At 64.2% G+C, this 12,352-nt stretch carries 8 protein-coding genes and 1 pseudogene; 5 read left to right on the top strand and 4 right to left on the bottom strand.

Features of this window, described 5'->3' with window-relative positions; genetic code table 11:
- The first annotated feature begins 92 nt into the window (after positions 1–92).
- From ruvX to KA712_24870, 5 genes and pseudogenes are all read left to right on the top strand, one after another.
- Positions 93–521 carry a Holliday junction resolvase RuvX gene (gene ruvX / locus KA712_24890; GenBank protein MCG5056197.1) on the top strand — a complete coding sequence of 143 codons (429 nt, stop codon included), beginning with the start codon at positions 93–95 and terminating at the stop codon, positions 519–521.
- The gene (gene mltG / locus KA712_24885) at positions 518–1,660 is read left to right on the top strand and encodes an endolytic transglycosylase MltG (protein ID MCG5056196.1); all 1,143 of its coding nucleotides are present in this window, start codon (positions 518–520) and stop codon (positions 1,658–1,660) included. Before ruvX ends, mltG begins: the two co-directional genes overlap by 4 nt.
- Positions 1,661–1,922: 262 nt before the next feature.
- A pseudogene (locus KA712_24880) lies at positions 1,923–3,984 on the top strand (serine protein kinase).
- A 39-nt stretch (positions 3,985–4,023) separates the two neighbouring features.
- Entirely contained in the window at positions 4,024–5,136 is a 1,113-nt protein-coding gene (locus KA712_24875; protein MCG5056195.1) for a DUF444 family protein, read from the top strand.
- Between the two features lie 12 nt (positions 5,137–5,148).
- Positions 5,149–6,633, top strand: coding sequence for a SpoVR family protein (locus KA712_24870; protein ID MCG5056194.1), 1,485 nt, complete (start codon positions 5,149–5,151; stop codon positions 6,631–6,633).
- A 42-nt stretch (positions 6,634–6,675) separates the two neighbouring features.
- Here KA712_24870 and KA712_24865 read toward each other — a convergent pair whose 3' ends face one another.
- From KA712_24865 to KA712_24850, 4 genes are all read right to left on the bottom strand, one after another.
- Positions 6,676–8,472, bottom strand: a complete 1,797-nt coding sequence (locus tag KA712_24865) for a hypothetical protein (GenBank protein MCG5056193.1) — start codon at positions 8,470–8,472, stop codon at positions 6,676–6,678.
- A 75-nt stretch (positions 8,473–8,547) separates the two neighbouring features.
- Positions 8,548–9,327, bottom strand: coding sequence for a Stp1/IreP family PP2C-type Ser/Thr phosphatase (locus KA712_24860; GenBank protein ID MCG5056192.1), 780 nt, complete (start codon positions 9,325–9,327; stop codon positions 8,548–8,550).
- Positions 9,328–9,384: 57 nt separating this feature from the next.
- A complete protein-coding gene (locus tag KA712_24855; protein ID MCG5056191.1) occupies positions 9,385–11,319 on the bottom strand; it encodes a thrombospondin type 3 repeat-containing protein in 1,935 nt (644 codons plus the stop codon).
- Positions 11,320–11,540: 221 nt separating this feature from the next.
- Positions 11,541–12,350, bottom strand: coding sequence for a TonB family protein (locus KA712_24850; protein MCG5056190.1), 810 nt, complete (start codon positions 12,348–12,350; stop codon positions 11,541–11,543).
- Between the last annotated feature and the right edge of the window lie 2 nt (positions 12,351–12,352).

The following is a 12,352-nucleotide window of genomic DNA, read 5'->3' as shown; positions in this document are numbered from 1 at the left end:
AGGCGAGTCATAGCGTGCTGCGCCTCTCTCACAAAGGCGCGAGGTCGTTTTCCGTGTGAGGCCGCTGTGGCGTTCACTGCTAGAGTCGAGCGATGGGCCGTTTTTTGGCCATCGATCTCGGAAGCCGGCGCGTGGGCGTGGCCGTGTCGGATGGCCTCGGCCTGACGGCGCAGCCGCTCGCGACCCTCGAGCGACGGGGTGGCCAAAAGGACCTGGACGCGATTGGGCTTTTGGTGCGCAAACACGAGATCGAGGGCTTTGTGGTGGGCCTGCCGCTCAACCCCGATCCCCGGGCGGGCGAAGCAGCCGAAGGTAAAGCCGCCCGCGGTGCCCGCGCCTTTGCGGCCCGGCTCGCGCAGGCCTTCGCCTTACCCGTACACCTCGTCGACGAGTCCTTTTCGACCGTCGAGGCCGAATCCGTCTTGCTCGAGGCCGACTTGTCTCGGGCGCGGCGCAAGCAAGTGGTAGATCGAGTGGCAGCTGCTGTGATTCTGCAACGATGGTTGGACGACCGAAGGTGACGAAGCGATCGAGAGTGACGAGCCCCATGGTGAAGGCGTTTCGCGTATTCGTATTCACGAGTCTCGCGGGCCTGATTATGGCCGGTGCCGTGGCTTACAAATTTTTCACCTATCCCGAAACCTTCGGGGGAAGCGCCCAGGGCAAAGTCGAGCTGGTGATCCCAAAAGGGGCGGCGGCAGGGCAGGTCGCCCGGCTGCTCGAGGCGGCGGGTGTGCTCGAACATCCCACGCTCTTTCGGCTCTACGCTGGACAGCGCGGCGCCGCGAGCCGTTTCAAGGCCGGCCGCTACGAGATTGAAGCTCCCACCACCCCGCGGGCGCTCATCGAGACCCTGGTCAGGGGTGCTTCGGAGGAGCTCGTGGCCGTCACCGTGCCGGAAGGCAAGAACATGCTGGAGGTGGCCGAGATCCTTGGCGCCGCCGGCATCGCCGGAAAGGAGCCGCTGGCCGCCCTGGCCATGGACGCTGGCTTCGCCCGCAAGGTGGGGCTGCCGGGGCCCACCCTTGAAGGCTATCTGTTTCCCGATACCTACAAGTTGGCCAAGGGCTCCCCGCCCGAGAAGGTGCTGCTGGCGATGGTGCGGCGCCACCGAGAGGTGTTCGAGGCGCTGCGGCTTCGGCATGGCGAGGGCGCGGCCCGCCTGAAGCAGGTGTTGGGTTGGGGTGATCCCGAGATCGTCACGATGGCCAGCATCGTGGAGAAGGAGACCGGGCAGCCCGCGGAGCGTCCCCGCATCGCACAAGTCTTCATCAACAGGCTCACCTTGCCGTCGTTCTCTCCGAAGCTGCTGCAAACGGATCCCACCATCGTCTACGGATGCACGGTCGCGCCGCGTTTCTTGGGGACCGCCTCGGCAGCTTGCATGCAATTCGAAAATCGAATCCGGCGCATCCATCTCGACGATAAGGAAAATCCCTACAGTACCTACGCGCATGTCGGATTGCCGCCCGGGCCCATCGCCAATCCGGGGCGGGACGCGCTTGCTGCGGTCATGACGCCGGACGGTTCGCCCTACCTTTACTTCGTGTCCCGTAACGATGGGACCCACGTGTTCTCTGCAAACCGTGCAGAGCACGACGCCGCCGTGGTGAAGTTCCAAAGAGGCGGCAAACCCCTCGGCGCCACGACTCAGCCTTGAACCCTGGCTGAGACGATCCATATATCTAGGCGGGCGGCGCGGGATGGCGTCGTTGGGGATGCAGCGGCCGAGGTAGGTGGCCCTGCGCCCAGGCTGAACGAGCGTTCTCGTCTCATGGTCTTTCGAGACGGGGCCGCTCGCGGTCGACGCATTCAACCAATAAACGGCAGGACGATCACGCCCAGCGTGATACACTGACAACAGGCGGCGCGAGGAACGGGGCGACGGTTCGCACGAGCACCTCAGGCCGAGAGGAGAACCGATGGCAGAGCAATCCTTGGTCCACAAGATCTCAAGCCTGCAGGACCGCAAGGAGTACGCGGAGCTGAACTGGACGGGGACCTTCGACGAGTACCTCGACGTGGTTCGCAAGAACCCGCTCGTCACGCGGACCGCTTTCCAGCGCCTATACGACATGATTCTGTCCTTCGGGACCGAAGAGTACATCGACAACAAGAAGCGCCTGCTTCGTTACAACTTCTTCAAAGATGAGCAGCACGGCGGGCGCGACGCCGTTTACGGGCTCGACATTCCCCTGATGCGTCTCGTGAACGTGTTCAAGAGCGCGGCACAGGGCTACGGCACCGAGCGTCGCGTGATTTTGCTTCACGGGCCCGTGGGCAGCTCGAAAAGTACCATCGCGCGCCTGCTCAAGCGGGGCCTCGAAGAGTACTCTCGCTCGCCCGAAGGCTCGCTCTACACCTACGAATGGGTGCTGCCCGAAGAACTCCGCCACGTCTGCGGTGGGCATGCGCTTTTTCGATCGCCGATGAACGAAGAGCCGCTCAAGCTGATCCCGCGCGAGTGGCGCGAGAAAGCTCTGGTCGAACTGGGCATCAACGGACCCGACGATCGGCGCGTTGTGGTCGAAGGCGATCTCAATCCCGCGTGCCGCCTGATCTTCCGCGAGCTCATGCGCCACTTCGACGGCGACTGGAGCCAGGTGGTCAAGCACGTGCGCGTGCGGCGGCTCATCCTCAGCGAGCAAGACCGTGTGGGTATCGGCACCTTCCAGCCCAAGGACGAGAAGAACCAGGACTCCACCGAGCTCACGGGTGACATCAACTATCGCAAGATCGCCGAATTCGGCTCCGATAGCGACCCGCGCGCGTTCAACTTCGACGGTGAGTTCAACATCGCGAACCGCGGCATCATCGAGTTCATCGAGGTGCTCAAGCTCGACGTGGCGTTCCTCTACGACCTCCTGGGTGCCTCGCAAGAGCACAAGATCAAGCCCAAGAAGTTCGCCCAGACGGACATCGACGAAGTGATCGTCGGCCATACGAACGAAGCCGAATACAAGAAGCTGCTCAACAACGAGTTCATGGAGGCGCTGCGCGACCGCACCGTGAAGATCGACATCCCGTATATCTCGCGCCTCTCAGAGGAAAAGCGGATCTACGAAAAGGACTTCAACACGCAGAAGATCCGCGGCAAACACATCGCGCCGCATACGATCGAGACGGCCTCGATGTGGGCCGTGTTGACCCGCCTCGAAGATCCAAAGAAGCATCAGCTCACCCTGGTGCAGAAGATGAAGCTCTACGACGGAAAGTCGCTGCCTGGCTTCACGCAGGACAACATCAAAGAACTGCGCAAGGAAGCAAGCCGAGAGGGTATGGGGGGGATTTCACCTCGCTATGTGCAGGACAAGATATCGAATGCGCTCGTCAGCGACCAAGGTGAAGGCTGCGTCAATCCCTTCATGGTGATGAACGAGGTGGAGAGCGGCTTACGTCATCACTCTCTCATCACCAACGAGGAAGAACGAAAACGCTACACGATGCTGCTGGGCATGGTGAAGCAGGAGTACGAGGACATCGTCAAGAACGAGGTCCAAAGGGCCATTAGCGCGGACGAGGAGGCCATTGCCAAGCTCTGCGCCAACTACATCGACAACATCAAGGCCTACACGCAAAAAGAACGCGTCAAAAACAAGTACAACCGGGCAGGACGAAGAGCCCGATGAGCGGTTGATGCGTTCTATAGAGGAAAAGATCGATATCCCCGAGTCGCGCAAGGACGAGTTCCGGCGCGAGATCATGAACTACATCGGCGCTTTGGCCATCGAGGGTAAGCACTTCGATTTCCGGACGAACGAGCGGCTACAAAAGGCGCTCGAGCTGAAGCTCTTCGAGGATCAAAAAGACTCGATCAAGCTTACGAGCCTGGTGTCTGCCGTCATCGATCGTGACACGCAGGAGAAGATCGACGTGGTGAAGAACCGCATGATCCGCAACTACGGCTACTGCGAGATCTGCGCTACCGACGTTCTGAACTTCGTGGCCAGTATCTTTGCCCGGGGCGACGCGCGAGGGTCGTAACGCCAACTTGAACCTGACGAACCACAGGGGGATTGCCCCATGACGATGCGCATCGATCCCGACCATCGGCGCTTCCGCGACATCGTGCGCGGGAAGATCAAGCAGGATCTGCGTAAGTACATCTCGAACGGCGAGCTGATAGGTCGCAAGGGGAAGGACCGCATCTCCATCCCCTTGCCGCAGATCCAGATGCCTCGCTTCCGCTTCGGTGGGCAGGGTGGCCAAGGTGGGGTGGGGCAAGGCCAGGGTAACGTGGGAGATCCCCTGGACCAGGGACAGCCTGGGCAGTCGGGTCAGGGCAAGGCGGGTGATCAAGCGGGTGAGCACGTCCTGGAGGTCGAGCTGTCGATGGACGAACTCGCCCAGATCATGGGTGAGGAGCTGCGTTTGCCCCGGATCGAACCGAAAGGGAAGGAACGCATCATCACGCAGAAGGACCGCTACGTGGGGATCCGGCGCACCGGCCCCGAGTCGCTGCGGCACTTCAAGCGCACCTTCCGGCAAGCCCTGCGGCGCGAAGTGGCCCAGGGGACCTACGATGCAGGGCGGCCCCTCATCGTCCCCATTCGTGAGGACAAGCGCTACCGATCCTGGAAGACCATCCCCCTTCCCCAATCAAACGCGGTCATGATCTTCATCATGGACGTGTCGGGATCGATGGGCGACGAGCAGAAGGAGATCGTCAGAGTCGAGTCGTTCTGGATCGACACGTGGCTGCGCTCGCAGTACGACGGGCTCGAGACCCGTTACATCATCCACGACGCCAGCGCCAAAGAGGTGGATCGGGAGACCTTCTTCCGAACGCGGGAGTCTGGCGGCACGATGATCTCGAGCGCGTACAAGCTGTGCGCGAAGATGATTCAGGACGACTATCCGCCAAGCGAATGGAACATCTATCCATTTCATTTCTCCGACGGCGATAACTGGTCCGTGGACGATACCTCCCTTTGCATCAACATCCTTCGGCAGCAGGTGTTGCCCGCAGTCAACCAGTTCTGCTACGGCCAGGTCGAGAGCCCCTACGGCTCCGGGCAGTTCATCAAGGACCTGCAGGAGCACTTTCGGACGGCCGAAAACGTGGTGACCTCGGAGATAAAGGGCAAAGAACACATCATGGACTCGATCCGGGAATTCCTCGGGCGAGGTCGATAGGAGCGCGTCAAAGTGGCGGGTTTACCGGCATACCTGGTGGACATCCAAACTGAAATCGAGGGCTACGCGCGGGCGTACGGCCTCGACTTTTGGGAGACCCGCTTCGAGATTCTCGACTACAAGCGCATGCAGGAGGTTGCGGCCTTCGGGGGGTTCCCCGTTCGCTACCCCCACTGGCGCTTCGGCATGGACTTCGAGCAACTCGACAAGAGCCACACCTACGGGCTGTCACACATCTACGAGATGGTGATCAACAACAACCCGGCTTACGCCTATCTCCTCGAAGGCAACTCGCTCGTCGACCAAAAGATGGTGGTCGCCCACGTTCTTGGGCACGTCGACTTCTTCAAGAACAATTACTACTTCTCGAAGACAGATCGGCGCATGATCGACGGCATGGCGAATCATGCGACCCGTGTGAGGCGCCACATCGAACGCATCGGCCTCGACAAGGTCGAGAGCTTCATCGATACCTGCCTCTGCCTCGAGAATCTCATTGATCCCATGTCGCCCTTCATCGTTCGCAACGCACAGAAGCGGACCGATGGCGACAAGCCCGAGGAGGCCCAGGAGATCCCGCGCCTCAAGGCAAAGTCGTACATGGACGGGTTCATCAATCCACCCGAATTTCTCGAGGCCCAAAAGAGAAAGGTGGAAAAGGAGAAGGAAAAGCCCCGCCGTGTTCCCCACGAGCCGCAGCGGGACGTCATGCTGTTTCTGCTCGAGCACGCGCCGCTAGAGCCCTGGGAGCGCGATATCCTCGAGATCGTGCGCGACGAGGCCTACTACTTCGCGCCCCAGCGACAAACCAAGGTGCTCAACGAAGGCTGGGCGTCTTACTGGCACAGCAAGATCATGACCCAGAAGGCGCTTCGGCCTTCTGAGATCATCGACTATGCAGACCACAACGCCGGTGTGCTCTCGGCGGCGCCCGGACAGTGGAACCCTTACAAGGTGGGTATCGAGCTGTTGCGGCACATCGAGGAGCGTTGGGACAAAGGTCGCTTCGGCTCCGAGTGGAACGAGTGCCAGGACATGGCAGCCCGGCGCAACTGGGACAAACGTTTGGGCCTCGGCAGACAAAAGATCTTCGAGGTGCGCAAGATCTACAACGACGTGACTTTCATCGACGAGTTTTTCACGGAGGAATTCTGTTCGGAGAACAAGTTCTTTTCGTTCTCGTTCAACGAGCGGTCGGAGCGGAACGAGATCGACTCCCGTGAATTCAAGAAGATCAAGGACAAGATCCTTTTTCAGCTCACCAACTTCGGTGAGCCCTTCATCGCCGTCGAGGACGCGAACTTCGAGAACCGCGGTGACCTCTTGCTCCGTCACAAGCATGAGGGTACTGACCTCCACATGGACAACGCCCACGCCACGATCGAGGCTTTGCAGCGGATCTGGCGTCGCCCCGTGCACCTCGTGACGGTGGTCGAAGAGAAGCCGAGAATGCTCTCATTCGACGGTCGTGAACATACCGACCGAAGCGCCAGCTAGAGCGGGGGACCTGGGCGTCCTGCGCCCTGGGGGCGCGGGGATCTACGCCTCGGTCGTGTCCTGGACAACGTCCCCGGTGCCCTCGGAGGGGGCGGGGGCCAAGCTGGCCTCTGGAGCGGGCGCGTCAGAGGTTTCGCTTCCGAGGGACGCTTCCTCGGTAGAGGGCGTGGGGGTTGCGGCGTCTTCCGCTTGCGACGCGGAGGCGCGACCCGGGCCTTCCTGGTCCCCCACGATCCCGAGCACGCCCTCGCAGGCGGCCTTGAAGCGCATCCAAAGTTCGTTTTTGCGCTCGGCGGGCACGGGGCCCACCCGGCGCCAGGCGGCTCTGAGGTTAGACAGCTCCACCCGGGCCTGGCTCTTGTCGGGGAAGTCGGGCAGGACCTCGCGCAGCACCTCTGCCTGACGGCACACGAGCTCGAGCTGCTGAAGGTTCGCCCACCGCTTCCAGTCTTCGCGCTGTTCTATCTCGGCGATGCGCGCGCGCAGGGAGGACTCCAGGCCGCTCAGCGTCAGCCGCAACGCCGTTGCGTCGCTGCGTGCATCGACGGGCTCGGTCTGCGGCGCACCGGCCGCGGCGCCGTCGGGGGCCGGTGAGAGCGCCTCCTCGCCTTGCGGGGCGGGCAGCGAGAGCAGGCGTTCCAGCCGTTGCCCCGCAGCCCGAGATTGCTTGAGGGCCCCGTTGAGCACCCGCAGGCGATCGGTCGGCAGTGCCGATTCGAGGTGGGGTAGCAGTGCCCGCAGCGCCGTGGTTTCGTTGGCGAGCTCATGCGGCCGCAGGACCGGCCGCGCGGCCTCTGGCGTCTTGACGGGCGGGGCCTCTTGACGAGCGGGGGGCTCCGGCGCCGGAGCCGACGGCGCGACGGCCTTGGGGGCGGCCTCGTCCTCCATGCGCCCGGCCAGCGCCTGCATCTTCGCGGCGATGCGCTGGGCGGCCTGGCGCGCTTCTGCTTTTTTTCTCGCCTCGGCCGCAGGGCCGTGCACTCGCCGAAAACGCCTGGCGGCCGCCTCGAAGCGCACGCGCAGCTCCACCTCGGCTTCTGCGCCCACGAGCGCCCACTCGGTCTCGAGGTCGACGCTCTTTCGTTCGTCCTCCTCACTTCCGGCCCCGGCGTTCGCAGACAGTGCCTCCATCTCACGGGTCACTTGGTGCTGCCGGGCGTGCCGCTTGAGAGCCTCGAGGTCGGCCGTGACCGCAGGGGCCGAGGCCGCCGTGGCTGCTGGCACCCGCTGACGTGCCAGCTTGGCCACGGACTTGGTGCGGGCCCTCTCGGCGACGAACACCAGGGCCGCCGGGTCGAGCCGGTCCAGCAGGACGCCCGCAAAAGAGGGATCTTTTTCCTGGCAAACCAGGTGTTTGATCGTGTCGGGGTCCGAAAGCCGCGCGAGGGCCGCGAGGCGAAGCTCCCGGTCTGTGGCCCGGCGAACCAAGTTGGCCAGAGCTCCCTTGGCGACGACGAGATCCAGAGCTTGCCTCCTGACGGCCGGGCGGGGCGCGCGCAGCGCGATCTCGGCCAAGTGCTCTTGGCTCTCCAGGTCTCGCACGGCGGCCAGGGAGTTCCTTTCGCTTTCCTGTCCGGAAAGAGCGATCTGCACGAAGAGCTCCCGGGCCCGCGCCAGGGCCAGGCTGCGGAGACGGTCGTCGCTTTGCACGTGGGCGACGTTCTTCAGCCGCCAGGGGTCCACCATCTGACGGATCGCGGCGCGCCGAATGCGCTCGTCCTCGTCGCGGGCAGCTGCTTCCCCGAGGGCCTGGTCGTCGTCGAGGACCTTGACCGCCTGGAGGCGTACGTCGGGGTTGCTGTGCTTCCAGCGGGGGCGAAAGACGTCGAGGAGGCCCATGAGCGTAAACCGAATTAGCACCGTTGGGCCCGCCACGCCACCGTTAGGCGCAGGGCGCCCCGGGGCTCGGCAAGCTCAAGGGGCATTCGACACATACACCACCAGCACGGTGATGTTGTCGTCCCCGCCGCGTTGGTTCGCCATCTCGATCAGCGTCTGCCCGGCCTCGGCATAGAACTGCGTCGCGAGCACGTTGCCGATCTCCTCGGCGGAGACGTGGTTCGATAGCCCGTCGGAGCAAAGCAGGAAGCAATCGCCCGCTTCTACGGGCAAGGTCATGAGGTCGGGGTCCACGGTGGGCTCGAAGCCCACGGAACGGGTGATGATGTTGCGGAACCGCGACGCGATGAGATCGTCCGGATCGACCAGGCCCGCCCGAATCTGCTCTGCGATCCACGAGTGATCTTCGGTCAGCTGACGGGTTTGGCCCTGGCGGTACAGATACGCGCGCGAGTCACCGACGTGGCAAATCGTCACACGGTCGCGATGCACGATGAGACCCGTCATGGTGGTGCCCATACCAGCGTATTGCGGGTTCACCTGCGCCGTTTGCCAGATCGTGCGCGTGGCCTCGTTGACTGCGTTCCGCATCGCCTTGGCGATGGGGTGAAGGCCGGGCGTGGGTACGGGAATGGCGTCGTTCGTTCGTGTGACGCCGAGGGAAATGCCTCGCGAAATTTCTTGCTCGAGTACGTCCACGGCCATACGGCTTGCTTTCTCGCCGCCGAGGTGGCCGCCCATGCCGTCGGCCACGGCATAGAGCGCGATCTCGTCGTTGCACAGATAGCTATCCTCGTTGTGGTCCCGCTTTTGGCCCACATCCGTAAGTGCCCATCCTTGCGCCTTGAAGGTCATGGCCCACGCCCCGGCCGGGAGGCCCGGAGGCGCGACGCCCCCGGGTGTCCCGCAGCCCTAGGGGCCCCCTGCTCCCGCGCCGGGCGCGGGGGTGATGGTCTCGATGACGAAGCTCACGGCGGCCCGAGCCGTCTTCCCGGTGGTCCTGAGCCGCTTGCCGTCCACGCCCTCGGCCACGAGCGCCTGCTTGATGGCCTCTGCGCGGCTTTGGGCTTCCCCGTCACTGCCGGCAGACACCTCGATTCGCACCTGCGCGAGCTCCGGATGCCCCTTGAGCGCCAGCGCTACGAGACGTACCAGCACCTGGCCGGGTGGGGTTAGCGCGGCGCCCTTGAAGGAAATGCGCTCCCGCACCTCGATTTCGCGTTCGGAGAGGTGAACCACCTCGGCGCCTGGATCGGGGCAGCCGTCGTCGTCTTTGTTTCCGTTGAGCGTTTCCGCCTCGGCCGGGCACTGGTCCTGCGCATCGGGGAAGCCGTCGTTGTCGTTGTCGGGGTCGGGGCAGCCGTCTTCGTCCGCAAACCCGTCTGGATCCTCGGCTTCGCCGGGGCAGGTGTCGAACTGGTCGGGAATGCCGTCGTCGTCGTTGTCCACGTCGGGGCAGCCATCGTAATCCTGGAAGCCGTCTCGGTCTTCGGGTTCGTCACTGCACTGGTCTTTGGCGTCCACGACGCCGTCGCCGTCGGCGTCTTCCGTGGTGGAGGGGCAACCGTCGCTCGGGCGCCTGCCTTGCCCGTCTTCGGCTGCGTTCGGGCAGGGATCTTTCAGGTCGGGTATGCCGTCGCCATCATTGTCGGGCTCGGGGCAGCCATCCTCATCTTGAAACTGGTCGACGTCTTCGGCGTCGAGCGGACACTTGTCTTCCGTGTCGGGCAGAGCGTCGCCGTCGTTGTCGGGGTCGGGGCAGCCGTCTCGGTCCCGAAAGCCGTCCCGATCTTCTTGGGCGTCCGGGCAGCGGTCGTCCACGTCGTAGACGCCATCGCCATCCGCGTCGCGGAAGTCGGGGTTGAAGGTGACGCCCAGAAATCCGCGGGCCTTGGGCGAGCCGATGCCCTTGATCAATCCTGCCCCGCCACCCACCGTGACGGCGAGCATGCTGGTGATGTTCACACGCATCGCCACGTCGAGCTCCATCGGGTTCGCGTCGACGTAACGATTGAAACCGTTGCGGCCGAACAGTTCGGCCAGCAGCGCCACCTGCCGGTGCAGGCTGTACTCGGAAGCCACACCGTACATGACTTGGTGACCTACCTCGGCGGCGAAGGCCTGGGTCTCCTTGCGGAAGAGTGCGCCGGCGTACCCACCGGCACGGAGGTCGCCCTTGCGGTACTCCAGAATCACCCGGGCGCGCCCGGTGACCGTCTTGTCACCGAGGAACTTGTCCTGATTGCCGGTAGGTACCGTCACGCCTGCCGCCGCGGCCACGAAGAAGTCGCTATCGCCCACGACGTCCTCGGAGGTGGGGTCGGAGTCGTCGCGCTGGCTGCCGCCGTAGCTCACGTGGGACAAGAGCCCCTTCACCTCGAGCCTAAGGTCTCCCACCCCTGCGCCCGACAGATCGGGTCCAGCCTGACCAGCTGACGTGTAGCTTTTCCCGTCGAGCATCAACGTGACGGGCAAGGCCATGCCCAGCTGGAGCTTGTCGAGCAAGCCCACGGCGCCGGTCAGCTCGGCCGTCATCTGCTGCTCGACCACGTCGACGGTTTGTCGAAGTTGGTCGTTTCCCGTGACCGTATAGAGAGAAAACGGGCTTCTTTGGTAGTTGAACCACAGGCCCAACCCGAAGGTTTTGTGGGCTGGCACCGAGGCGCTGTCCACGGTGAGAAAGCCTTTGGGGCCGATCGCAGACTGGAACAGCTGTACCTCGATCGACTTCTCGGTAGGTGCGTCCTGCGCCACCGCCGAGCTCGCCACCATCGCGACCGTGCTCGCGACGCCCAATCCCAACAATACCGAAGCGTACCTGCGGGGTACTCCGTGTGCGGTCACCATGTTCGAGTCTGCGGGCAGAATATCCCCCGATGGGGCATCGTGTCCAGGTTCGCTGACCGGCAAATGCGCGCAGCTGCGTGAGGCCCACCGGCCCTTTCCTGCGGGGGGGCCTGTGGGCCGGTCGATGCTCGGCGGTCGCCCGTGGGCGAGGCGTTGCGTGTCGGAGAGCACCTTCCCCTCATCGGCGCGGGCCAAGGGCCGCTAAAGCCTCGCGCCGGGTTTCAGGCCCCGGGGGTAAAGGTGTAGTCGTAGTTGATTCGGAACGGAACGGCTTGACCGCCGGTACCTTTGGCCGGAGCAAACTTGAAGCGCCACATGGCCTTCACGGCGGCCTCGTCGAGTCCATGCCCTGCACGTTTGAGCACCTTCACCTCGCGCACACGCCCGGTCTCGTCGATACCCACCCGCAGGCGGACCGTGCCGCTCACGTCGAGGCGCCGGGCCTCCTCGGGGTAGGGGGCACGAACCTCCTGGAGCGTTCGTGGCCACTCTGCGACGAAGCTTTCGGTCACGGGCGCGAAAGGGGCGTTACCCGCTCCCCCGAGGGTGCCGCCGGCGTAGGGGGAGGCTGTCGTTTGGGGCGGCCTTACGCCCGTGGGGGCCATGGCAACGGTATTGCCGACCGGCATCGCCACGTCAGCGGGGCCCTCGGTCAGGCTCTCCGGGGTGAGCCCAAACGCGGGTTTCGGGGGCTCTTCGTCGGCCCGCGCTGGTGGGCTCGACGAGGGGGGCGGTGCTTGCGGCAGCGGGGGCACGGGGGCGCGCTTGGGAGGGGCGGGGACCGGCGCCCGGGCGGGTTTCGGCCGGGGCGGCGGCGGCAGTGGGACAGGGGGAGGCGGAGGCTCCACCGCCGGCTTTTCGGGCGGGGGAGGACGGATCACCTCGAGCTCGACGACCTCTGTCCGGAGCCGGGCGCCTTTGGTCGGCAGCGCGAGAAGAGACAGGGCGACGAGCACGTGAAGGGCCGCCGACACACCGAGCGCGGCCAGCGGCGTAACGCGAACGAAAGCACGGGAGGCGGGCGCCGACACGA

The organism is Myxococcales bacterium (assembly GCA_022184915.1).
In the GTDB taxonomy this organism is placed as follows: Bacteria; Myxococcota_A; Polyangia; order Fen-1088; family Fen-1088; genus JAGTJU01.
This window is presented reverse-complemented; position numbering and strand designations above follow the sequence as displayed.

What these genes read in the sequence shown, in the direction of transcription:
- ruvX (MCG5056197.1), top strand. Translation starts at nt 93, where the DNA reads ATGGGCCGTTTTTTGGCCATCGATCTCGGAAGCCGGCGCGTGGGCGTG.
- KA712_24875 (MCG5056195.1), top strand. Translation starts at nt 4,024, where the DNA reads ATGACGATGCGCATCGATCCCGACCATCGGCGCTTCCGCGACATCGTG.
- KA712_24865 (MCG5056193.1), bottom strand. Translation starts at nt 8,472, where the DNA reads ATGGGCCTCCTCGACGTCTTTCGCCCCCGCTGGAAGCACAGCAACCCC.
- KA712_24860 (MCG5056192.1), bottom strand. Translation starts at nt 9,327, where the DNA reads ATGACCTTCAAGGCGCAAGGATGGGCACTTACGGATGTGGGCCAAAAG.
- KA712_24855 (MCG5056191.1), bottom strand. Translation starts at nt 11,319, where the DNA reads ATGGTGACCGCACACGGAGTACCCCGCAGGTACGCTTCGGTATTGTTG.